This is a genomic window from Wolbachia endosymbiont of Muscidifurax uniraptor (assembly GCF_054149795.1).
This window is the reverse complement of the sequence record NZ_CP083727.1, coordinates 1275200-1300642: the sequence shown is the minus strand read 5'-3', so window position 1 is coordinate 1300642 and position 25443 is coordinate 1275200. Positions and strand designations below refer to the sequence as shown.

16 protein-coding genes and 2 pseudogenes are annotated in these 25443 nt (G+C 35.1%); 10 read left to right on the top strand and 8 right to left on the bottom strand.

Annotation, left to right across the window (positions count from 1 at the left end; translation table 11 throughout):
• The first annotated feature begins 83 nt into the window (after positions 1–83).
• Positions 84–821 (top strand): type I glutamate--ammonia ligase, encoded by a 738-nt coding sequence (locus LA754_RS06700; protein WP_006279775.1) that lies wholly within the window; start codon positions 84–86, stop codon positions 819–821.
• 9 nt (positions 822–830) lie between these two features.
• Here the strand turns inward: LA754_RS06700 and LA754_RS06695 are convergent, their stop codons facing one another.
• Positions 831–1454, bottom strand: coding sequence for a hypothetical protein (locus LA754_RS06695; protein WP_006279774.1), 624 nt, complete (start codon positions 1452–1454; stop codon positions 831–833).
• 175 nt (positions 1455–1629) lie between these two features.
• On the opposite strand from LA754_RS06695, the gene LA754_RS06690 reads away from it, so the two are divergent.
• The 5 genes from LA754_RS06690 (at position 1630) to ubiA (ending at position 9958) form a co-directional block, all read left to right on the top strand.
• Positions 1630–4695, top strand: a complete 3066-nt coding sequence (locus tag LA754_RS06690; protein WP_006279772.1) for an efflux RND transporter permease subunit — start codon at positions 1630–1632, stop codon at positions 4693–4695.
• A gap of 88 nt (positions 4696–4783) precedes the next feature.
• Complete coding sequence (gene nusA, locus LA754_RS06685) at positions 4784–6355, top strand: transcription termination factor NusA (protein ID WP_006279771.1); 1572 nt, start codon at positions 4784–4786, stop codon at positions 6353–6355.
• A 9-nt stretch (positions 6356–6364) separates the two neighbouring features.
• Positions 6365–8689: a translation initiation factor IF-2 gene (gene infB / locus LA754_RS06680; protein WP_006279770.1), complete on the top strand. Its 2325-nt coding sequence runs from the start codon at positions 6365–6367 to the stop codon at positions 8687–8689.
• Between the two features lie 9 nt (positions 8690–8698).
• Positions 8699–9097 (top strand): ribosome-binding factor A, encoded by a 399-nt coding sequence (locus LA754_RS06675; RefSeq protein WP_006279769.1) that lies wholly within the window; start codon positions 8699–8701, stop codon positions 9095–9097.
• A 3-nt stretch (positions 9098–9100) separates the two neighbouring features.
• Positions 9101–9958 carry a 4-hydroxybenzoate octaprenyltransferase gene (gene ubiA, locus LA754_RS06670; RefSeq protein ID WP_077188461.1) on the top strand — a complete coding sequence of 286 codons (858 nt, stop codon included), beginning with the start codon at positions 9101–9103 and terminating at the stop codon, positions 9956–9958.
• Positions 9959–10747: 789 nt separating this feature from the next.
• Here ubiA and LA754_RS06665 read toward each other — a convergent pair.
• Together LA754_RS06665 and LA754_RS06660 are read right to left on the bottom strand one after the other, a co-directional pair.
• Complete coding sequence (locus LA754_RS06665; protein WP_077188460.1) at positions 10748–12226, bottom strand: UbiD family decarboxylase; 1479 nt, start codon at positions 12224–12226, stop codon at positions 10748–10750.
• Between the two features lie 47 nt (positions 12227–12273).
• Entirely contained in the window at positions 12274–14166 is a 1893-nt protein-coding gene (locus LA754_RS06660) for a DUF3857 domain-containing protein (RefSeq protein ID WP_457923641.1), read from the bottom strand.
• 414 nt (positions 14167–14580) lie between these two features.
• Here LA754_RS06660 and LA754_RS06655 point away from each other — a divergent pair, with 414 nt between their 5' ends.
• The 3 genes and pseudogenes from LA754_RS06655 to LA754_RS06645 all read left to right on the top strand — a co-directional run bounded on the left by LA754_RS06655 (position 14581) and on the right by LA754_RS06645 (position 16705).
• Positions 14581–15339 carry a DsbA family protein gene (locus LA754_RS06655; RefSeq protein WP_353285742.1) on the top strand — a complete coding sequence of 253 codons (759 nt, stop codon included), beginning with the start codon at positions 14581–14583 and terminating at the stop codon, positions 15337–15339.
• A gap of 190 nt (positions 15340–15529) precedes the next feature.
• Positions 15530–15610: pseudogene (locus LA754_RS06650) on the top strand (TIGR02217 family protein); the annotation flags it as partial.
• A gap of 83 nt (positions 15611–15693) precedes the next feature.
• Positions 15694–16705, top strand: a protein-coding gene (locus LA754_RS06645; RefSeq protein ID WP_410530061.1) for an IS630 family transposase whose coding sequence is annotated in 2 segments (ribosomal slippage) — positions 15694–16173 and positions 16175–16705 — 1011 coding nt in all. Because the reading frame shifts where the segments join, the coding sequence is not laid out codon by codon here.
• A 36-nt stretch (positions 16706–16741) separates the two neighbouring features.
• On the opposite strand, the gene LA754_RS06640 is transcribed toward LA754_RS06645, so the two are convergent.
• A protein-coding gene (locus tag LA754_RS06640) for an IS5 family transposase (RefSeq protein WP_238513981.1) occupies positions 16742–17526 on the bottom strand; the annotation gives its coding sequence in 2 pieces (ribosomal slippage) (positions 16742–17205 and positions 17205–17526; 786 coding nt in all).
• Positions 17527–17647: 121 nt separating this feature from the next.
• On the opposite strand from LA754_RS06640, the pseudogene LA754_RS06635 reads away from it, so the two are divergent.
• Positions 17648–18151: pseudogene (locus LA754_RS06635) on the top strand (TIGR02217 family protein); the annotation flags it as partial.
• A 130-nt stretch (positions 18152–18281) separates the two neighbouring features.
• Here the strand turns inward: LA754_RS06635 and LA754_RS06630 are convergent.
• The 4 genes from LA754_RS06630 to purE all read right to left on the bottom strand — a co-directional run bounded on the left by LA754_RS06630 (position 18282) and on the right by purE (position 25167).
• Positions 18282–19070, bottom strand: coding sequence for a GTPase Era family protein (locus LA754_RS06630; RefSeq protein WP_006279249.1), 789 nt, complete (start codon positions 19068–19070; stop codon positions 18282–18284).
• A 245-nt stretch (positions 19071–19315) separates the two neighbouring features.
• A complete protein-coding gene (locus tag LA754_RS06625) occupies positions 19316–21961 on the bottom strand; it encodes a 2-oxoglutarate dehydrogenase E1 component (protein WP_457923640.1) in 2646 nt (881 codons plus the stop codon).
• An 889-nt stretch (positions 21962–22850) separates the two neighbouring features.
• Positions 22851–24668 carry a DNA mismatch repair endonuclease MutL gene (mutL, locus tag LA754_RS06620; protein WP_077188455.1) on the bottom strand — a complete coding sequence of 606 codons (1818 nt, stop codon included), beginning with the start codon at positions 24666–24668 and terminating at the stop codon, positions 22851–22853.
• A gap of 7 nt (positions 24669–24675) precedes the next feature.
• On the bottom strand, positions 24676–25167 hold the full coding sequence (gene purE / locus LA754_RS06615) for a 5-(carboxyamino)imidazole ribonucleotide mutase (RefSeq protein WP_006279320.1): 492 nt from the start codon (positions 25165–25167) through the stop codon (positions 24676–24678).
• Between the last annotated feature and the right edge of the window lie 276 nt (positions 25168–25443).

Sequence of the window (25443 nt, the reverse complement as noted above, 5' to 3'; positions counted from 1 at the left end):
ATAAGATGTTAAATTTACTGGCAAATAAGTAAAGTATTCATATAAGTATAGCTAACCTAATATAGATTTACTGAAGCAAATTTATGATTATATTAAGTAATTTGAGTTGTTATGCTGTATTCGGTATTGAACTAGAGTTTTACATTGAAGGAATAGAAAAAGAATACTTATTTCTGAATAGCATCAAAAATAAAATAGCATCTCTTGAATTTTCTTGCGAGAAGGAGAATTCTACACATCAGTATGAGATAAAAAGTGGTTGTTATACGAACTCCGACAATTTAATTAAGCATTTTGAGTTAGCAAAACAATCACTTACTGAAACAGCACAAAAACTAGGTGGGAATATTTCTTTTAAAGCAAAGCCCTATTTGGATAGAGCAGGCAGTGCATTAAATGTGCATGTTAATCTCGTGAATTCAAATAACGATAACTTATTTTATATCAATGAGCAAAAGTACAGTGACTATCTGATTCATAGTATTGGTGGATTATGTGCAATGATGAAAAAACATATGTTGTTTTTTGCTCCAAATGATGATTCATATTTAAGATTTCAGTACCCGGATATTCACACTCCAACTACGATTAGTTGGGGAATAAATAACAGAACTGCTGCAATAAGAATTCCCTATTTTGGCAACGATTCCAAAAGATGCCGCCTAGAGCACCGTGTTCCTGGAGCAGATTGCAACCTTGAAAAAGTACTCACAGCAATAATTGAAGGTATAGTTTTTGGTATAGAGAACAAAATTGCTCCGCCAAATAGAGTGTATGGCATTGCATCTGATCCTCAATATAAGATGGAGAGTTTGATATAGCAACTACATCTAAAACCCTAACCCGTTAAGTGGCTGTTGGATAATTGGCTGTTTTAGCACTTCCCTCACATCATTATTTACATTCCCGCACTGTAATAGCCACTCTGCAGGAGATAGTTTTCTCTCAGGTTTAGATTCTATACTAATATTTGCACTTGGTCTTTCAGGAAGTAGATTACCAAGCGCATCCATGTGTTTAGGTAAAGGTTCCATAACAATATTTGTAGCACTAGAAACGGAATGACTATCTTTAGTATCAGCGCTTTTAGAAAGTGAATTACCTTTGAAATCCATATGTTTAGGTAGTCCATTTTTCATTTCTTCTTCTGCTCTTTTATTTTTTAATTCTTCTTCTAGCTCAGTTTCAGTTCTTTTTGGTTCTTTTACGGTATCTTTTTCTTCACCTTCATCTTCTGAAACTTTATCTCCTGAAACACGAGTAATTTCAGCTTTAGTTCTTATTTTATGAATCAGCGAAAGTAATAAGTAAGTAACTGCAGCAGCAGAAACGATAATGGCTATCTTTGCGGCAATGTGGATTGCTGTTAAAAATATTAAAGCTGATAAAGCTCCAGCTAATCCAGACACAATAACTTTATTTTTGCCTTTTGTTACATTTAGAATTGCCACCATAATAACCTCTCAAATACTGTTCTAGAATTATTATACAGGAATTTTCTTATACTTGCAACTTTGCGAAAATTTTTATTATTTGCATAAAGTTTTAAAGCTACACAAGGATTAATTAATATGCAATGTATCTCGACTATAATATTGTACAAACACACATATTCAGCTAACATTCAACATGCAGAGCTTACTCATAGAGCGAAACAGGGCGGTGGTATTATTACTTATAGTAATTTTTATCTTCGGTTCATACGTTTATGTAAAAATGCCAAGGGAAAGCAATCCTGATATACAGATTCCTATAATCAGCGTGTTTGTTGGACTTCCTGGGATTTCTGCTCAAGATAGTGAAAAGCTATTAGTGCTTCCTATAGAAAATGAACTAAGATCCATCGAAGGTGTAAGAGAATTGAGAGCTTTTGCAACTAATGATGGTGCTCACATGATACTCGAATTTGGAACAGAGTATGATAATAAAGAAGTGCTCGATAATGTCCGTTCAAAGCTTTCAAACATAAAATCGAAGTTACCTGTTGAAGCGGAATCTCCAATAATAAATGAAATAAACTTGAGTCTATTTCCCATATTAAATGTTGGCTTAATTGGTAATCTGCCAGAAAGAGCCTTAACTGAAATAGCACGCAAGTTAAAGAAAGAAATAGAATCTCTGCCAAATGTTCTCAAAGTTGAAGTGGCAGGTATTCGTAAAGAAACAGTGGAAGTTATAATTGAGCCCACAGTTCTAACAAAATATAACATTCAATCAAACGAAATATTCCAAGCTATATCAAGCAATAATAGACTAGTGGGAGCTGGGTCACTGGCCGGTAAATATTCGATTAAAATATCAGGGTTATTAAAAGATATAGAAGATATTATGAATATTCCTATTAGATCTCAAGGCGATGCAGTTTTGAGAATCAAAGATATAGCAAAAGTATACCCTAGGTTTGAGGATCACCAAGGATTTGCTCGCATTAATGGATTACCTAGTGTCATGCTAGAAATTTCAAAACGTAACGGAAAAAACATAATAGACACAGTAAATCAAGTAAAATACTTAATGGATAAGGCAAAAGATCAATTACCTGAAAATTTAAAAGTGGTGTACTTAAACGACCAGTCAAAAAACGTCCGCGATGTGCTTGATGACTTGGAAAACGGCATAATATTTGCTGTGTTGTTAATATTGATCATAATGATGCTTTCTATGGGAACAAGGATTGCTATTCTTGTGGCACTCTCGATACCCGGTTCCTTTCTCATTGGGATAATAGCTCTTTACTTTATGGGTATAACCTTAAATATCGTTGTGCTCTTCAGTTTAATTATGGCTGTTGGCATGCTGGTTGATGATGCAATTGTGATCAGCGAATATGCCGATAGAAAGATGATCTGCGGAATGGATAAAGTAGAAGCTTTTTACACTTCAGTTCGTGATATGTTTTATCCGGTTCTATCATCAACGTTAACTAAATTAGCAGTGTTTTTTCCTCTATTATTCTGGCCTGATACTGTTGGTAAATTCATGCAGTACATACCAATTACAATAATTCTAACTTTGACTGGATCGCTCATTATGGCTTTGGTTTTTATACCAACACTTGGTGCAATATTTGGTAAGCCTTCGATAACTTCAAAAAAAGAAATAAAAAAAATGAGTGCTATAGAAAGTGGTGAAATAAAAAATGCTGGGCCTATAATAAGAGCTTACGTACGCATGCTAGAGAAGGTTTTGGATAATCCTAAAAAATTCGTATGTGCTACTGTATTCGTTTTGTTTTCATTTAGTGTGCTGTACTTTACTTTTGGTCCTGGAGTAAAGTTTTTTCCGAAAGTGGATTCAGATAATATTTTAATCAGTGTTAAAGCAAAAGAAAGCTTATCAGCCAAAGAACGAGATCTGATACTCAAAGAAGTGGAAGAACGCATTTTGAGCATTGAAAAAGAAATTCATGTTTCTTATGCTAGATCAGGAGCATTTTCAGACAACGTTATCGCCAGAATACAACTAGAACTTATGGATTGGCGCTTCAGGCGCAAAGCTAAGCACATACTAAATGATATAAGGAGCAGTGTGCAAGACATGAAAGGAATAATAATTAATGTTCAAGAGGAAAAGCCAGGACCGTCGGCTGACAAGCCAATACAAATTAACCTCAGCGGGAGTGTATCCAGTTTGAATTTAGCAGCAGAGAAAATTCTAGAAATTATGAACCAACCTTCATCCGGGTTTATAAATATTCAAGATAGCAGATCAGCACCTGAAATAGAGTGGAATATGAGTGTTGATAAGAGTAAGGCTACAAGCTCTGAAGTAAGTGTTGCAACCATTGGCGATTTTATAAAGATGGTTACAAATGGAGTGTTGATTGGAAAATATAGACCAAATAACACGGATGAAGAAATCGATATTGTACTCCGTTTCCCTGGAAAGGATCGCAACATGAAGACTATAGACAATCTTTTTATCAATACAGTTAATGGCCCGTATCCTATGAGCAATATAGTAAAATATGCTCCCGAAAAAAAGGTAAACAAACTAAACAGGATTGATGGATTACGCATAGTGACAATCTCTGCTGACGTTGATACTGGCTATCTTGTTGATGAAAGAGTAAAGTTCATTCAGAATTCTATTGCCCAGGATTGGGACAAGGGAGTAAAAATTGATTTTAAAGGCGACAAAGAAGACCAACAAAAATCAGGAGCATTTTTGTTAAAGGCTTTTATATTAGCGATTACACTAATGATATTGGTATTAGTGACACAGTTTAATAATGTATGCCATACATTTATCGTAATGACAGCAGTGTTTTTATCCACAACATGTGTGTTTTTTGTTTTCTTTCTTATCCAACAAGTTTTCGTAGTTGTTATGTGTGGAGTGGGGATAATTGCTTTGGCGGGAATTATAGTGAATAATAACATACTATTACTTGATGCCTTTCATCACCAAATTAAGGTACACAAAAATGACATCAAGCGATGTGTAATAAACGCTGCAATTTCTCGCGTTAGGCCAATATTGCTTACCGTTGCAACCACAGTTCTTGGTTTAATACCGATGATTACCAGGTTAAATATCAATTTTTTTACGCTACAAATCACATATGATGCTCCATCAAGCCAGTGGTGGGTTGACATTTCAACAACCATAGCAAGTGGAATATTGGTTGCAACGGTTTTAACTTTATTCTTTACTCCTGCGTTGCTTGTTATACAAAGACATGAAAAAACTTGACTTAAATTAGCAATCATTTAACATTTAAGATAGTGTTCTTTGCCCGTTGGAGCTATAATTATAACTAATTACATTGGATTTATTTATTATGATTGCTAATCGTAAAAGCAGTGTTAAGCAGAAAAGTAACAAGAATAACATAGTTGGAAGCCTTGATGTAATAAAAACAGCAGGAGAGCTTTCACTTCAAAAAGGTTTAGATTTTGATGTTGTAATAAAGGCACTAGAAAGTGCTATAGAAGCAGTGGCTTATCAAAAATATGGTAGCAAAAGTAAAATTGTAGTTAATATAGATAGAAACACAGGCAAAGTTACTTCATACAGAAAACTAAAAGTTATTGATGACGAATCAAATAGAGAAGAGAATACTGAGTATGAATCAATTACGCTGACACAAGCTAAATTAATAAAAGAAGATGCAAAAATTGGAGATACTGTTAGTGAATTACTCTCTCTTAACACTGATCTTGCTTCAGCAAGAATTGCCCAGCAAAAAATTGCTCAAATAATTAAAGATGAAGAGTCAAAAAAGCAATATGAGGAATTTAAAGATAAGGTGGGAGAAATAAGGTATGGTATTGTTAAACAAGTAGAATATTCAGATCTTATTATAGACATAAATGGCACTAAGGCATATCTTCCATTACGAAATTTAACCGGTGGTGAATCATTTCGTGAAGGCGATAAAGTTAAAACTTATATACAGACTGTTAAGCGCTCTGATGATGGACGTCAAATTATTCTTTCTAGGACTCATGAAGGCTTTTTAGAGGCATTATTAAATCAAGAAATACCAGAAATTGCTGATGGGTTAGTAACAATTAAAGGTATAGCTAGAGACGCCGGCTCAAGGTCTAAGGTTGCTGTTTTCTCTCCTGACAAGAACATTGATCCAGTAGGTGCTTGTGTTGGAGTTAAGGGAGATAGAATAAAAACCATTATACACGAATTAAATGGTGAAAAAATTGACGTTATAAATTACTCCTCAGATTTGGGTCAATTTGTTATTAAAGCCATTACTCCTGCAGAAGTATCGAAGGTTATTATTGATGAAAATGAAAATTGCATAGAATTAATAGTTGCTGAAGATCAATTGAGTTTAGCTATAGGAAAAAAGGGCCAGAATGTAAGATTAGCTTCAGAGCTTGTTGGATGGAAAATTGAGATATTAAGCACTCAGCAAGAATCAGAAAGGCGAAGTAAAGAACTTAGTCAATGTTCAGCTTTATTTGCTGAAGCTTTAAACTTAGAAGAGATTATGGGTCAGCTATTGGTGACAGAAGGTTTTTCAAGCGTAGAAGATATATCCAGCGCTTCAATTAAAGAGCTTGCTTCAATAGAGGGCTTTAATGAGGATATTGCAAACGAACTTCACAATAGAGCAAACAAGTATCTGAAAGCAGAAAATGATAGAAAAATAGAAGAGCTAAAAAGTCTAGGTATGGAAGATGATGTAATCAATTTAACTTTATCAATAGACAATAAAATTGCTCTTAGTAAACATGATATTAAGACTTTAGAGGACATAGCAGATTTATCAAGTTATGAGTTTTGCAGCATACTCTCTTCCTCAGCTGATAATAAGATGAATTCAGAAAATCTAAAAGATACAGTAGACTCAATAATCATAGAAGCACGTAAAAAGCTTGGGTTAATATAATAAAATAATATGAATAATGAAGATATCAGTAATAAAAAATTAACGCTCCAAGGCTTAAGCAAGCTTAAATTAGACCTCAATTTAAACTCTTCAACTAGCCCAAGTACTGGAGCTACAATAGTAAAAAAAAGAAGAAAAAAATCTCATGATGCAGAAGAACATAATTTATTTGACGAGAGTAAATTAGGTTCTCTAACAGAGAAAGAACAAATTTTCCGCATTAATGCTGTGCAGAATGCTGCTTTGCTGAAAGAAAAAAATCAGAGAGAAGAAAAAGAGAAAACAGCAAAAGAAGACAGCAATAAAGAGATTGACGAGAAAAATGAAGCGGACACTTTATCTAAAGAAATAAATAAGCAAGTTTTAAGTGATACTCACTTAGTTGAACTAAAAGAAGATAATATTGACTATGAGGGCGACGATAAAAAGTCTTCTAAAGTCAACAAAGATATATATTCTAAGCATTCTAAACTGGTAATTGCACAGGCAATAGATGAAAAAACTGAACAACCCCCTGTATTTAAGCAAAGATTTGGTATAAGAAGTAGAAAGTCAAAGTTTACCAAGGGTAAAAATATATCAAGAGAAGTTATTATACCAGACAAAATAACTATCAGGGAGTTATCTATTCGCATGGCAGAAGATAGCAAGAGTGTGCTAAAAATGTTCAAAGAAGAAGTCGGTGAGAGTTATAGAGTAGATGATCTGGTGAATCCAGATATAGCATGTGAAATAGTGGAAAAATTTAATCATATGGCTAAACGAGTGAGCGATACCAACAGAGAAAAAGATTTATTTTTTATAGAAGGCAGAGAAAGCCTGCCTAAAAAACCTAAACCACCAATCGTCACTTTTATGGGACACGTCGATCATGGTAAAACCTCATTGCTCGATGCATTTCGTGAATCTAATGTTGCAGAAAGAGAGTCAGGTGGCATAACTCAACACATAGGTGCTTATCAAATAACGACAAAAGATAAGCAAAAAATTACCTTTATTGATACACCAGGACATGAAGCGTTCACTGCGATGCGTGCACGTGGTGCCAATATTACTAATATAGTTGTAATAGTAGTTGCAGCTGACGATGGAATCATGAAACAAACAGTTGAAGCAATAAATCATGCAAAAGCAGCAAATGTTTCCATTATAGTTGCTATTAATAAAATTGATAAATCTGAGCCTGGTGATGTAGAAAAAATAATTAATAGTTTGCCTCAATATGATCTCACCCCTGAAGGGCTTGGTGGTGATGTTATGATTGTGCCAGTATCAGCAAAAAAGAAAACTAATTTAGATAAACTAGAAGAGACGATTTTGTTAATCGCTGAATTAATGAAGCTAGAAGCAATAGAAGATTGTCGAGCACTTGGATGGGTAATAGAATCCAAAATAGATAAAGCGAAAGGAATATCAGCCACATTGATAGTTGAGGAAGGAACGTTAAAGGTTGGTGATATATTGGTAGTTGGTACAACATACAGCAAAGTACGTAGTATGGTTAATCACCTCGGTCAAAGAGAAAAAGCAGCACTACCCTCCGCTCCAATTGAAATTACTGGTCTAAATGGTGTGCCAAATGCTGGAGATAAATTTGTTGTTATAAATTCTGAAAAGCAGGCGCGTGAAATTGTTGAATACAGGCTAGAGTTAATCAAGAAAAAGAAAGAAGATTTGGGCGACAATAATTTAGATATATTCAGTCGTAATAACAGCGAAACAGAAGAACTATCTGTAGTTTTAAAGTGCGATGTAACTGGTTCTATTGAAGCAATATCAAGTTCAATTGATAAACTCGGTAAAGACCAAGTGAAATTAAATATCCTACACAAAGCAGTAGGAGGGATAACAGATTCAGATGTGCTGCTTGCAGAAGCATCAAGTGCAGTAATTTTAGCTTTTAATGTAAAAGTGGATTCAAAAATAAGGGACTTGGCAAAACAAAAAGGTGTAGAAATACATACTTATAACATAATATACGAGCTCATTGACGACATGAGAATGTATTTAACTAAAATGTTAAAGCCTGTTACACGAGAGGTTCGTGTTGGCTTTGCATCTGTGAGGCAAATATTTAACGTATCTAAAGCTGGTAATATCATTGGATGTTACGTAAGTGATGGAGTCATAAGAAAAGATTCTTTAATTAAGGTAATGCGTGGTGGCAAATTGGTGCATGAAGGAAAGTTAAAAGCACTACGTAGATTTAAAGATGATGTTAAAGAAGTAGGTGTAAACTTTGAATGCGGAGTATCACTAGAGGGTAATATCGATATTAAAGTTGGAGATATTTTAGAAGCTTATCAATTAGTGCAAGAAGAAAGGGTATTATAGTAGCTGGATATGAAAAAGGAAATTAGAAACCTAAAAATAGCATCGGTATTGCATAGAGCGATATCAAGAGTCCTAATGGAAGGTAAGGTGTTCAATAAAAATGTAGCGGTATCTGACGTAAAATTAAGTAAAGATTTGAAAAAAGCAGATGTATATATTGTGTTATCTTCATTGAATATTCAAGTAGCTGACTACTTAGATCCAGAAAAAAGACGCACTGGAGATCCTTCTGAGAATAATTGTGATATTAATACTGTTGTTAATGAAATGAACCAATCTGCATGGTCAATACGTAAATCTATATTGTGTTATGTTGATTTGCGATTTATACCTGAACTAGTTTTCAAGCCTGACTTAGCGTTCGATAATTTTGTTAATGTAAGCAAAATATTACATAATCACACTTAATTAATGCATTTCAATCGTTACTTTTCATTAATGAGGTTGCACAGTTTAACGGGTTTGTGGCTTGTGCTATTTCCCAGTTTGAGCGGTATTCTTTTAGCCTCAACTTCTCTATCGTATCAGGTTCTTTTTCTCCTTGTTTTGTTTACTATAGGTGCATTTTTAATGAGACCCGCAGGGTGCATAATCAATGACATTTTCGATAGGGAAATAGATGCGCACGTTGAACGAACAAAATATAGGCCACTTGCAAGTGGTGCATTAAACATAAAGCAGGCTTTAGCTTTACTTTCACTGTTACTGTCTATTGCCCTGGTAATCTTATTATTAACTAATAAAACTACACTCATACTTGGAATAATCTCAATGTGTATGATAGCTACTTACCCTTTATTAAAGCGGTATGTTTGGTGGCCACAATTGTTCTTAGGGTTTACCTTCAATATGGGATCGCTCATGGGCTCAGCAGCAATAACAAACCAGATCAGTATAGAATCCTTGCTGTTTTATATAGGATGCGTCTTTTGGACACTTAGCTATGACACCATATACGCCCATCAAGATAAAAAAGATGATGAAAAACTCGGGATGAAATCTACCGCATTATATTTTGGTGATACAACAAAATCTTGGTTGAAAAGATTTTATTTAATATCTCTTATGACGTGGCTATATGCTGGTATTTTATCATCATTAAATAACATTTTTTATATTGCTCTACTTGCTGTAGGGTTCATATTTCACCGCCAATACAAAAATTTCAATCCTGACGATCCCAGTCAATGCATGTCCATATTTAAAAATAACTCCTACGTAGGGTTGCTGCTCTTTTTCGGCATTCTTTTAGATAGAATTATCACCTAGGTCTCAAGAGTTTCGGCTCTAATGAAATCAATAGACTCAGGTAGCCCGCAGAAACAAAAAAACTTGCTTGACAAACTCCGCCAGCCCTCTTATCATGAAACTGAAGCTGTTGTATTTGCTTTCGCCAATCTGCAGATTAAAAGGTAAGGATTACTTAATGTATCGGCGTCTTATGTTCAATTTTTTGCAGTATATAGATACTGTATGTCTTTACAAAACTTCATCTACATCTAGATTTTTATCTAAATAAGCTGAACGCGCTTATAAAGCGTTACAAGACATCAAAAAATGCCAATACTCGACAGAGATAGTAAAAGACTAGCTAACTCGGGGATTCTTTGTCTTTTTTTCTGCTTAGTAAATTTCTTAAACATTTGCAGCGTAAGTTAGTTGCAATTAAAAGCGGCTGAATCTCGCTTGTCAAGCGTTTAAAACATAAAAAACGCCAATATTTTAAAGCGGATAATAACCCCAGGGCTTCTTTTGCCTTTTTTTTCATTTGGTAAATTTCTTAATATTTACAGCTAAACAACAACCGTCATCCCTAAGTATCCCGCTGCTTGTTAGCGGCTGAGATACCGCGAATGAATCGCGGTATGACGGTTCGCGGCAGGATGACGATAAGCTCGTCATCCCACTACTTGTTAGCGGCTAAGAGATACCGCGGCGGTATAGCTATAGGATGACAAAAAAAGGGCACTGTGACGAACTTAAATCACAATTATCAGTTAATGCTAATTACGGCATTATAAAAAACGCCAAACTTTTTTCTGCTTTTATGCAAGAAGTCTAGTCCATATATTCCTCCCACTTTTCCGTGACTTTTCTTACTATTTCCTCACTCATTTTAATTTTCTTTCCCCATTCTCGTTTGGTTTCAGGCGGGATTTTATTTGTCGCATCAAATCCCATTTTACCTCCAAGTCCACTTTCAGGGGAAGCAAAGTCTAAATAATCAATAGGTACACTTTCTATCATGATTGTATCACGCACAGGGTCCATCCTCGTTGACATTGCCCACATTACTTCCTTCCAATCACGTACATTTATATCATTATCAACAACGATAATAAACTTCGTGTATAAAAACTGCTTTAGAAAAGAAAGTATGCCCATAACAATTCTTTTTGCCTGCCCTGGATAGGATTTTTTTATCGACACTACCGCTATTCTATATGAGCAACCTTCCGGCGGCAGATAAAAGTCCACTATCTCTGGAAATTGATTAATAAGAATGGGCACAAAAATTTCATTGAGTGCTTCACCAAGAATCGATGGTTCATCAGGTGGCTTGCCAGTGAAAGTGCTGAGATAAATTGGATTTTTGCGCATAGTAATTGCAGTAATATTAAACTCAGGAAATTGCTCAACAGAATTATAGTAGCCAGTGTGGTCTCCGTATGGCCCTTCGTCTTGATAGCTATCCAAACTCACATAGCCTTCCAGAACGATTTCCGCGTGAGCTGGTACTTGAAGTGGAACAGTCTTACAATTTACAAGCTCAAGCGGCTTCTTTCGCAGTAGTCCAGCAAATTGGTATTCTGACAATGTTTCTGGCACTGGAGTTACCGCAGCAATAATCGTTGCAGGATCACTACCAATCACAGCAGCAGCAGGAAATTTCATATTTTGTTCCTTCTCTTTCCATCGTTTGTGGTGACCTGCACCACCACGATGTGCAAGCCAACGCATTAGTGTTGTTTTTTTATCTATAACCTGCATACGATATATTCCAAGATTAAAATTATCTTGCTTTTCTTTCGTGGGTCCTTTCGTTACCACAATTGGCCAGGTAATAAGTGGTGCAGGTTCATTTGGCCAGCATGTTTGAATGGGCAGTAGACTTAGGTCCACTTCATCTCCGGTTAGCACTACCTCTTGACATGGAGCCTTGCTCACGACTTTACTTCGCATCGATAACACGACTTTCAACAAAGGAAACATTTTTATAGCATCTTTAAAGTTTTTTGGCGGCTCAGGTGATTGCAAAAATGCTAAAAGTTTACCAAGATCTCTTAGCTCACCAGGATTTATGTTCAGTCCCAAGGCAATTCTTTCAATAGTACCGAATAAATTCACTAAAACTGGAATCGAATTTTTGCCGTTTTCTGTGACAACATTTTCAAAGATGATAGCTGGTCCTTTGTTTGACAAAACTCTGCGGTGAATTTCTGTCATTTCAAGAACAGTTGAAACCTCCTCCTTAATCCTAATCAGATCTTTTTTTTCCTCTAAGGCTTTAATGAAGTCACGTAAGTTGTTGTACATATTTTAAAGATTTTAAGTCTTTTAAGAAGTGTTTTTCCCAGTACAACCTATTCACTTATTATTATAGAGGCTCTAGAAAAATTATTCTCCAGCTCGCTTTTTAAGTTTTTATATTCAGTAGTGTTTAACTCTTCATTGGTAATAAAGCTTTTCTGTATAGCTACTATATCATTTAATTCTGTGCTGCCATTTTGATGTTTACATGACCTATTTACATATAACCATGGAGAATTTATTTCAAAATTCAATTCTGCACAGTTTTTAATCGCAATGTCTTTTATTACCGTATGCGTTTCACGAGTATGAGGAGTACCTATAAAAATGTCTGACACTTGGTCAGAAACTGTATTTACGACACCATTAAGCAAATTATTTTCTAAAGTTAAAACAAGTCCTAGGTTCGTCCTAAAAACTTTATTTTTTTGTTGTAATTCATACTTAATTGTAAGATCCTCTACATTACGCGAAGTAAGATCAGGCAATTCTAAGAATTTCTTTTCTTTTTCATTAAGATATACCCCACTAATTATATAAAAAACAGAATCTCTTAACTGCTCGTTTGAGTAATATAATCCAGCACTTGCTAAGCTCATAGCTGACTCCCCTTGCATAGTAAGCTGACCACGTTCGTTTACAACATTATCTTGTATAGTTAATTCACTATGGGATATAATTTTTGAATTTTCAGCTTGTACAGCAGGAATTTTTGTGTAGCTAACTTCTTTAGAATCCAATACTAAAGCAACTTTGTCAGCAACATCTGGAAAAATACCTTGTGCCATACTAACCTTATTAGTCGGATCAATCCAATATATTTTTCCACCTTTATTTGTTACTCTGAGCATCGTATGATTAAAATTACCCAGATTAGGTAATGCTTCGGAATTAGGAATGCTAGTAATTCCTCTCATAACTAGAGTAGGTTGAACTCTGTAACCAAGTTTTTGTAAAATAGCAGCCGTACTAACAGAAAAATCCTTACAATCTCCAGTTTGATAATCAGCAATTTTCTCTAAATCTCTTGGAAAAAATCGTCCTGACACTGTACGCCAATCTCCCGTGTATTGAATTTTCTCATTCAACAAAGAAGTAACAACGTTAATTTTCTCTTCATCAGTACTCTCATTGGCAGCAGATTCTGCTATGGCCGTAAAAATTGTAGGAAGTGGCTGAGTAATGACGTTATAATATCCAGGAGCTAATTTTTTTGCTAAATCCTCCCATTTAGATAGGCTTGACAGTGATACCCAAGTATTGTGCTTAAAATTCAATATTCCATTATGTGGCTCATTTATCAAACCTTCATAAATTGCCTTTTTTAAAGTAATGCTTATAGAATGTACACCATTCTTTTTCTCCTCAGCGATCTTTAATACGTTTCTTGGATCATTCACTCTAATCTCTAGAGGCAACTCAGAATTGATTTTAGTATTCTCTGCTTGAAAATACCGCCCATAATAAGAAAAGTGCAAACCATAAAAATTATCAATAGGAACTTTTTTATGAATTTGTTTATATTTTGGATATACTTCTGCACCAATTGTCATTTTAGGAAATGATATGGTTACTTGCCTTAGCTGATCGAAACCTTGAGGACTAGCCAACGCCTTGTCCTCTATCATGTTTTTAGCGACTACGTATTCCCTCCCATTGTAAGCTGTTTTAGCTTCTAAAATAGTGAGGTCTGCACTATCACCATTATAAATAAGACTGTATGGGGAGAATGCACTACGCCCAGATTCCTTGAGTACTTTTGCTTGGAGTTCTGATTCTAATTCATAAGTACCATCCCCATTAATATTAATGGTACTATTAGAAATTTTGATCTCAATGGGAGCATCTTCATACTTAGTCCACCTTGGTTCAACTGGAGGAGTTATAAAAAACACTAACAACGTTAAGTTAAAAAGAGTTTTTAAAAATTTCATTATGACACTCATATAGAATATTTAAAATTATCGGCATATTGACTGAAAAATTGTTTTATTACACCCACACGACGCGACCATACACTGCAATAAACTCAGCAAATGGGAAAAAGAGAAGCTTACTTCCTAGAATGGCTATTTCCTTTTTTTTACCAATATTTATCGCCGCGTTTGTTAGCATTATACATGGCAGTTATAAGATAATCAACTACCAAAATGTTTCACCACCCTCATCACCAAGTCTTCTGATGAACTTTGTGGTAATGTGCTTGAGTTTCATTGTACGTAAAGTTTGTACTTGCAGCAAAATTGGCTATAAAATACACTTGATACAAATGTTTTTATGTATTAACATTAGATGCTTCTTTTAATATACAGATAAATGTGTACTAAAAGTTTTATGTTGTAGGTTTTTAAATAAATTGTATGTCTAGGGTATCGTTTTTATTAATTTTAATAATAGCAATAGCAAGCTTGCCGATAATAAATAATTGGCTCTCAAATCGCAGCCAAATGCTAAACGATGATTATATAGGTGAGAAATTAGATAATTATATAAGTAGAAATTTTGATAAGATCATAAAAACTCTCAAAGAGGAGTCGATTAAAAGTAGTTACGCTGCTCGAGATAATGTAACCAAAAGTAAAATTTCACAATACAAGGATCAAATATTTGACCTTACTTATCCTTACTCCGGAAATGAAAATAGTAGTGTTATAGCTGTAGGCTTCCTTGACTATTCTTGTGGACATTGCAAAGCTATAAAGAATGATATAAAGCAGTTAATTAACGACGGCAAAATTAAGTATATCTTTAGGGATGCTCCAATACTTGGTAACGCTTCTTTAAAGGCAGCAAAAAGTGCTTTAGCTGTCTATTTTCTCGATAAAGAAAAATATTTCGATTTTCACCATGCTGCTTTAAGTCACAAAGGAGAATTTTCAGACGAAAGCATATTGGATATAGTGAAAAACATAGGGATTGATGAGGACGATTTTAATGATTCCATAAAAGATAACGCGGACAAAATTGAGCAAATGATAAACAACAGTAGGTTTCTAGTAAGAGATTTGGGAGTAGGTGGTACACCTTTTTTAATAATTGGAGATAGCCTGTTTGTAGGAGCAACTGATTTGAATGTATTACGCAAAAAAGTAGATGAATTAAGTCACAAGCAAGGCTAGTTTCAATTTGCCATAAAATTTTATTTTTTTGCTTGACAACTCAAATGAACCTGAGTATGGTAATTGTGGGTATGACAGCAGTTTAACTCAGTGGTCTCATCCACTTTCCATGGCGTCATTTACTATGTGAAACGCTTTCAAATTACAACATTTTCTTCAACCAAACTATTTTACTTTCTCAGGAGGACATATGTCATTCACAGAAATTAGATTTCCAGAAAATATATCTTATGGTTCCACTGGAGGACCGGAATTTTCCACTGACGTTGTAATACCAATTCCCATTACAGGGCAAACAGATGGACAATGATGGAAGAAAAGCCATACTGAAGTAAGTAAAATAGCGAGGTTTAAATGGCATTAAGATCAAAATTATTGGATGAAAAAGTAGTAGAATCAGCAAAAGAAATGCTGAAGAAAGTAAGGAATAATGCATATGTTTCAAAAAAACTAAATGCTGTAATTGCAGCAAAAAAGTACAGTATAACGGCTGTAGCAAAAATATATTGCATTTCAAGAAGCGCACTAACTTCGTGGGTAAAACTCTTGAAAATTGGCAGAGAAGAAAAACTGTTTGCTCCTTCACAACGTCGTAGAAAAACTAAATTAAATCAGGCTCAACTACAGCAAATTGAAGAGTGGATAGAAGAAAATCCTAATATCACCATTAAAGAAATGAGAATAAGAATCCAGGAAAAGTTCGGATTAAATATCAGCAAATCTACAGTACACCGCCATATGCAAAAGATGAAATTCTCATATATTACACCAAGACCAGTTCATAATGGACAAGATAAAAGCAAACAAGAGGAATTCAAAAAAAAATCTCAATTGAGCTATTAGCAAGTATCCAGAAAAAGAGCTATTTTTCTTTGATGAATCACGGTTTGGCACACATTCAAAAGTTGGACATGGGTGGTTTAAAAAGGGGATTAGAACACAGGTTAAAACAAAATTAGGTAGGCAAAATTTCTATCTCTATAGTGCAGTTAATCCTAGAAATGGAGAGAGTTCTAGCTTATTTGCACCAAATGTCAACACTGATTGCATGAACATATTTCTTGAGCAAATTTCGCAATATCTAGAAACACGAGAGGCTTTTCTCGTTATGGACTGTGCTAGTTGGCATAGGTCAAAAAATTTAAAGGTACCTAAAAATATCGACATTATATACCTACCTCCATACTCACCTGAGCTAAATCCTGTTGAGAGGCTTTGGTTATATATAAAACAGAACATTTTGCGCAATAAAATATACGATACAATTGCTCTACTTGAGGGTGCTTTGTGCAAATTTATTACTTCTCTTGCCAGCTCCACAATTAAACAACTCTGCAATGTTTCCTATTTGACTGGACAACAATGAGAATTGGTATTAGAGGTTGTCCGGAAACAAGTAAATTCAAGCATATTCCCTCTTTAACATAACCCTACTCATAGCTAGGTATATGAAATTCTCAGTGGATGTTGTGAGTAAATCATACTCCTTCGATAGCCTTCTATTCCTATTAACCCAAGCAAAAGTCCTTTCTACAACCCATCTTCTTGGCTGTACTTTAAACCCTTGTTCTCTTGTTGGTAGTAGCTCAGGTGGCGTATCTTTGTGCACCCAAAATCTACATGGAGGCCTTGTAACAATTTCAATATCTATGTCATATTCTTCCTTTATGTGATTCTTTAAATTTCTTCCTTGGTATCCCATGTCAGCCCACATTTTTTTAACTTTAGTATATTTTGTTCTCATATTGTTTAATGCTATTTTAATACCATCTCTATCATTTTCGTTAGCAGCGCCTACGTAACAACCTAGTATAAAACCCTGAGTGTCTGTAATTATATGCCTTTTTCTACCCTTTACTTTTTTACTTCCATCATAGCCTTTGATCCCCCCTTTTCTGTAGTCTTTACAGATTGACTATCTACTATACAGGCACTTGGCTGCTCATTCCTTCCTATTTTTCTTCTACTATATTTTGTAATTTCATAATTCATTTTCTCAAAAATTCCCTGCTTCTTCCATTGCCTGAACTGCTCATACACAGTCTTCCATAGCGGAAAATCATTTGGTAAATACCGCCATTGACACCCTGTACGCAATACATAGAAAATTGCTTCTAATATTTCTCTTTTGCTATACTTTGGCGGCCTTCCTCCTTTCTTGTATGATACTCTGAAGTGTTTTTCTATTCTTGCCTATTCCCTTTCGCTTAGATCTGTTGGATACTTTTTTCTCATCTTTACCCCGTACTAAAATTTCAGATATTATAGCCTTTTACTTGTTTCCGGACAACCTCTAACAACTCACAATGGTTGTGAACAGCGCAACATCAATTGGTCTCATGCACGCACTAGATACAACATAGCTTACGGGGTCAGATCAAACGAGCAGCTACTAGAACTAATAACATTTTTTCATGCACGAAAAGGTAAAGCAATAGGGTTTCGTTTTAAGGATTGGTCGGATTTTATAGCCATTAATCAAGAGATTGGTATAGGAGATAACAAAAAAACGACTTTTCAGCTAATCAAAACTTATGTAAGTGGGGAAGATAAGCATATACGTATGATCAAAAAGCCAGTACATGGGACAGTAAAGATTTATTTAAATGGTAAAGAAGAGAGTGAATATTCAGTAAATTATTCAACGGGAGAAATAACATTTATGAAGCCACCAGTAAAAGATGCGATAATCACTGCGAGCTTCGAATTTGATGTGCCCGTACGCTTTGATACAGATTACTTAAACGCTTCGATTGATGACTATGGAAGCAATAGCTGGAATAATATCCCCTTGGTGGAAGTGAAATTTTAGTTATAAGCGAGCATAGATCCACATCATAGTAGGGCTACTAGTCTACCATAAATTGAAAAATTAAGCACCACTGAGGTTCTATACCTAAATGAGCCTCAGTATATGCAATTATTTTAAACTTTATCACCAGCTATATACTACAATGTTGCTGAGCTTTGCTAACATTTACACTTGAAGCTTGGGGAGATTCTAACTCAGTGCTTTTTTCTTCCTGCAAAATAGAAAGCTTCAACAACTCCTTTAGAGTTGATTTTGCAAGTGTTGTATCATCTTTGTTTAAGATGTAGTCTAGCATGCCGTTTTTCTGTAAGAGATTAACAAAATATCTATCTCCCTCATTAAGAACCTCTATCTTGTTAATACAAGATAATACTAAATCCGAATTCTTTGTTGCTAAAATTCCATTCAAAAAGATATCTAATTTTGTTTTATCTTCAGTTAAGTCTTCAGCTAACCTATTTCTGATATTCTCATTGTCAAACACAATGTACTCGAGGTACGAGGAAGGCTCAATAAGTATAAAGTCCTCTAAAGGCACTAGTTCTGGATAGGTGCCAGCGTAATCAAGTATGCCACACTCAGTAATACACCCTCCTTTTCTTATAACACAGCAATTGAGACGACCATGATACATTGATAACAAAGAAAAAAGACGTATTATACTTGTACCTCTATCTTTCATTTCCTCGAAAAGCTTCCTATCATTTATTAATTTGTGCAAAATGTAATCCATAGCAGGACCTGGTTTGCGGAAATGAAACATATTATTCTCTTCAAAAATGGCCTCAGCTAATTCGATAGATTCTTTATCCTCATCTACGAAAGCTTTTTCATTTCTATTTAACTGTATGATCTCAGCTTTGCTATCTCTGCGTAGACCAGTTCTCCTTATTAACATCTCAAATATTTTTGTATTCATATATATCCTATATTAGTTAAAGTAAATATTAATAATGTTTACTTTTTAAATAAAAATAAATGAAAATTTTAATAAAAATTAAATTTTTTTTAATAGAATAAAAATCTTTTATATTTGCTTGAGTACCAAAAGGGCTTTATTGGTGTAATGCGTTTTCTATTGCGCCTGGCCGCAGCGCGTGATGCAACCGGATTCAAGTGTCAGCTACTTTTATAGCACCACTTCTGCTTCAATAACTGTAAATACTAAGCGATCTGTCTTAAAATCTCCTCTTGTTGCTGAGCATGTACACTAGCATAACCACATGCAGGAGATGCAGCAGCAAGTCTTGCAATGCACTTAGGTCTTTTTGCTTGAATATTGAGATTGGATAACACTTCTTCTATCAATGGGTTGACAAAAAACCATCCTCCCATATTTTTTGGTTCTTCTTGACACCATATAATTTCAGCGCTTTTGTATTTTTCAAGTTCAATACTTAGTTTATCGGCAGGAAACGGATAGAATTGCTCCAAACGTATTACTGCTATATCGTTTATTTTTTGTGCTTCACATATGTCGTAATAAACTTTACCACTGCATATTACAACTTTACGTATTTTATCATTCGAAACTAAATCTGTTCTATATTCTGGAATCACCGTGAGGAATTTTCCTTCAAAGTCAGATAGGTTAGAAACTGCTCTTTTGTGACGCAATAGCGATTTAGGTGTAAACACTACTAAAGGCTTACGAAAGTCTCGATGAATTTGCCGACGTAAAACATGAAAGTAATTTGCCGGAGTGGAGCAATTAACTATCTGCATATTATCTTCTGCACAGAGTTGTAAAAACCTCTCTATACGAGCAGAACTATGTTCAGGTCCTTGCCCTTCATAACCGTGGGGCAACAATAAAACTAGACCGCTTGATCGCAACCACTTTGTTTCTGCAGATGCGATAAACTGGTCGATCATAATTTGCGCACCGTTTGCAAAATCACCAAATTGTCCTTCCCAGAGCACCAGTGAATACGGGGAATCAAGACTATAGCCATATTCAAAGCCCATTACAGCATACTCTGATAAAGCGCTATCTATGACCTCAAAGTGAGCTTGCTTTTCATTTATATTGTTTAGCGGAATAAACGCTTCTTCTGTTACCTGATCAACAAGCCTTGAATGACGGTGCGAAAAAGTGCCACGGCCAGAGTCTTGGCCTGATAAACGCACTTGTATTCCTTCTGTAAGCAGTGACGCAAATGCAAGACTTTCGGCAGTTGCCCAGTCTATATTACTGCCGGAATTTATACTGTCTATTCTGCCATCAAGTATTTTTCTAACCTTATTATTAATGTTAAAGCTACTTGGGATATTGCTATTTATATACACACCTAATTTTTTCAACTCATCTGGCGGAACACCAGAATCTGTATAGTATTCGCTCAAATCGTTCAACCTTGCCCTTCTTAATTTTGACCATACTCCACAAAACCAGTCAGCTTTTTTTGGAGTGTAAGTCACTGATTCAGCAAGACTTTTATCTAATTTTGCCCTGAATTCACTGCATAATTTATTTACTTCATCACCACTTAATACTTTCTCTGCAGTCAATTTTTCTTCATACAATGTTCCAGGAGTTTTATGCTTTGATATCACCTTATACATGAGTGGCTGAGTGAAATTCGGTTCATCACCTTCATTATGGCCATATTTGCGGTAACATATTATGTCAATCACTACGTCCTTTTTAAATTTCTGCCTATATTCCATCGCCAAATTCGCAACAAAACTCACAGCTTCAGGGTTATCTCCATTAACGTGAAACACTGGAGCTTCTATTGATTTTGCTACATCAGTGCAATAAAAAGAGGACCGCGCACAACACGGATTAGCAGTAAAACCAACTTGGTTATTAATGACAACGTGCACAATGCCATCCACCTTATAGCCTTCAATATTGCTTAGGCTCAAGGTTTCAGCAACCACTCCTTGACCGATGAAAGCCGCATCACCATGAATTGATATGCCAAGCACAGATCTTATATTCTGTTTTGCTCTTATTCTTCCAGCCAAAACCGGATTTACCGCTTCAAGATGAGATGGATTAGGGCATAAACTTAAATGTATTTTTTTGCCACCTGAAAGTGCTCGATCAGAAGAATAACCAAGGTGATATTTAACATCACCGGACACCTCAAGACCACTTGGGTGTGCGAGATTGCCTTGAAATTCAGATAGCATTGCCGCATATCCTTTTCCCATAACTTTGGTTAGAACATTGAGCCGTCCGCGATGAGCCATACCAAGAACTACTTCTTCAATACCATAACCAGCGGAATCACTAATAATTTTTTCAATTGCAACAATAGCTGATTCTCCACCTTCGATAGAAAAACGTTTATATCCAGGAAATTTCATATGGAGAAATTGCTCGAACATCTCAGATTCGATCAAGTGCCTCAGTATTTCCTTTTTATCTTGTGAACTCAGCGTATAGGTTTGATTTTCGATCTTTTCCTGCAGCCACACTCTCTCCTCATAAGAGGAAATATGCATAAATTCAAAACCGATGTTCTTGCAGTAAATATCTCTATAGATTCTAGTGTCACCCATAGGAGAGAGATTCGAATATTTCTGATAATCTACTTCCTTATTCACATTGGGTGATAACGGATTAAGATCCGCAAAAAAATGACCGTAAGATCTGAAAAAATTTGCTAAACTAGAAACTGAATCATCCACCTTAGTTGCACGCTGTGCACCGCAGGTCTCCGCTTTATTAACTTCTAAATTGCTTGAAAAAATTCTATACCAATCCTCCCCGATTGATTTATCACCCTGCAAATAACGGCTATACATTTCTTCCACAAATTCTGCATTATCACCATAAAGGCAGCTTAAACTCGACATAATCACTATAAAAAGTATCAAATACTTATAAGTATAACTTAAGTTTTTTAAAAAAGAACTTTTTTAGTTTCTATACGTCATACTGCGATTCATTCGCGGTATCTCTTAACATAGATCCCGCTAACACGTAGCGGGATGACGATTGTCAGGGTGTCATTCCAGCGCGTGACGCTGGAATCCAGTTTTTATTTGCAGCCTACTTGACTCGAAGCTAAGTTTTCTGGATCCAAATAGTCAAGGCACTGGGATGACAAAAAAAGGAGCACTGGAATGACAAAGCTATAGGTTGCAAGCGAGACGTCATACCGCCGCGGCGCTAACAAGAGATCCCGCTAACACGTAGCGGGATGACGGTTGTCGTTTAGCTATAAACATTAAGAAATTTACTAAGCGAAAAAAAAGGCAAAAGAAGCCCCGTGGTTGGCTAATTACTTACATTATACTTTCAAGTATGGCGTTTTTTTATTCTAAACGCTTAATAACCGCGATTTAGCTGCTTTTTAATGCAACTAACCTTTAGTCATAAATGTTTAAGAAATTTACTAAACAGAAAAAAAGACAAAAGAAACGCTAGGGTAGCTAATTATTCACTATCCATTTTTTAAGTTGGCGTTTTTTTATGTTTTAAATGCTTTATAAGCGCATTTTAGCTCATATTAGGTAAAAACCTAGAATTTTATAAAGACATAAGGTGCACATAGTGCAAAAAATTAAACATGAGACGCCAGATTCGTGAGTTTTTTTGTCATTTAATCTGTACAGAGAAGATAAATAAATAGCTTCACTTTCATGATAAGGGGGCTGACAGAGTTTGTCAAGGAAGTTTTTTCGTTTCTATGAGCTACTTGGATGACGAGAAAGGAGCACTTACATATTTATGGCAACCTCATCACCTACGCTCAAAAAGTTTTTCAATATCACTGAGTTTCATTTCTATATAAGTTGGTCTTCCGTGGTTGCATTGCCCGGAATATGGGGTTTTTTCCATTTGTCTCAGCAGCTCATTCATTTCATCTAACCTCATTTTTCTACCCGCTCTAATTGATCCATGACAAGCGATAGTGGCCAATATTTTGTTCACTTTATCTTCTACTGGCAATGTATCTTCTATTTCCGTTAATCTATCGACTATATTAATTAGCATCTCTTTCACATCTATTGCTCCCAAAATTGCAGGGATTTCTTTTACTATCACTTTATTTTCTGATTTGATCTCAATATCAAAACCCATTTCAAATAACTTATCTTTATAAACTTCAATCATCTCCATTCCGGCTTGATTTTTGATTTCAACCGTTTCAGGAAGAAGTAGTTTTTGTCTTTTTACACTTGATTTTTGTTTTAAGCATTCATATACTAGCCTTTCGTGGGCTGCGTGCTGGTCGACTATAATCAATTTGTCTCTTACCTCGGCAATAATGTAAGTATTATAGACCTGACAGCGTGCAAACCCGAGCGGGTGGCTCTCTATCAAATCAACTTGCTCTAACACCTTTTTTTCTAGAACCATAGTCTCCGCTTGTGATGGTAATTTCTGTATGCCGGTATAATCAAACGATTTTGACTGTTCTGATAAGCTTTTTACTCTTTCATTTGGAGAAGCAAATTCTTTTATTAGTTGATTTTCAAAAGGACTTGGCCTTCTTTCATTTTGAACATTAGGTTTATCAAAAGGATCTGGCAATGTTGAATCCATTTTCTGGTCATGCGCTAGAAAGGTGCCTATCCTTCTTGACAATGCTTTAATTAATCCTCTTGTCACTATCTCATATATGAGCTTCTTATTCTGAAACCTTACTTCTGACTTATTTGGATGCACATTTACATCTACTTGATCATAAGGTATCTCTAAATGTAACGCTGCGAAAGGATACCTATCGCTTGGAATAAAATCATGATATGCATACCTAACTGCGCCAATAAGTAGATTATCTTTGATTGGCCTTCCATTAACAAACGTATAGATCTGAGTTGACTTACCACGATTGACGGTCGGTTTACAGATGTGTCCCGTAAGTTTAATGCCGTCTTCTTCTTCATTAATCTCCAGAGAACTGCCCTGAAATTCTTCTTCTACTTCACACAATCTATGAAATAACGAAGTCTGCTTAGCGTATTTTAAGAGCTTTTTATTACCTGAAGTGAGAGTAAACCCTATATGATAGTTAATCATTGCTAGGTTATTTACAATATCAACAATGCTTTGAGTTTCTGCTCTTTCGGTTTTTAGAAATTTTAGTCTATTTGGAGTGGCAAAAAATAAATCTCGTACTTCAATATGTGTCCCTTGTGATAAAGAGTAAGGAATCAGCTCCCCTATTTTCTCTCCACCCTCATAACTTATAGACCATGCTTCATTTGCTTCTCTTGCCTTAGACGATAATTTTATCCTACTTACTGCTGCTATTGAAGGCAGAGCTTCTCCTCTAAAGCCAAGATGCTTGATTTCTATCAACTCATTGTCGCTCAATTTTGAAGTAGCATGGCGCATAAACGCAAGTTCTAAATCGTTTTTTTCTACTCCGTTACCATCATCTGTCACAATAATAAGGTTACGCCCACCACTTTCTATTTTGATATCTATTTCTAAACTTCCAGCATCTATTGCATTTTCCACTAATTCCTTTACTACACTTGCTGGCCTTTCTATCACCTCCCCCGCTGCTATACGGTTTATGGTTTTTGTGTCTAAAAGAATTATTGCCATAGATTTATTATGAAACTGGTTTTTCTTTTACTTCTTTGGTCTGTTTCTCTCTCCACTTTTTTAACCTACCTGCAATTTCACTGTTGGAAATTGACAATATAGATACGGCAGTAATGGCAGCATTATATGCTCCATTTTCTCCTATAGACATGGTTGGAACTGGAACACCCTTTGGCATTTGAACTATAGAGAGTAGACTGTCCAGCCCATTTAATTGTTTACTATGCACAGGAACGCCGATAACTGGTAAACAAGTTAGTGACGCAACCATACCAGGTAAATGAGCTGCACCTCCTGCACCAGCTATAATAACCTTAAAACCTTCTTCTTGTGCAGATTTAGCAAAATTGAAGAGCCTTTCTGGTGTTCTATGTGCAGATATTATGAATATATCATGTGAAACTTCTAATGCTTTTAACATATCAACAGTATGGACCATAGTGGTGTAATCTGACTCACTTCCCATAATAACAGCAACATCTTTTTTTATTTTTGTCATATTCAACACAATTTTACTTACTAACTAAATAATGTTCCAGCTAAAAAGCAACAAATATTTAAATTATATTATAAATATAATATATAGAATTCTCGTTAAAATAGAAATTTTAAAAATTTAAATAAATATTTATATTAAGATATAGAGATATAAACTTCTTATGTAAGATAAATTTATAAAATAATTATTTTTGTATTTCAAGCTTTGTAATCTTAGCTTGTTCTTTCTATAAATGGTTTTTTCAGATAGACTGATGGTAAAATGGTAATTTAAAAT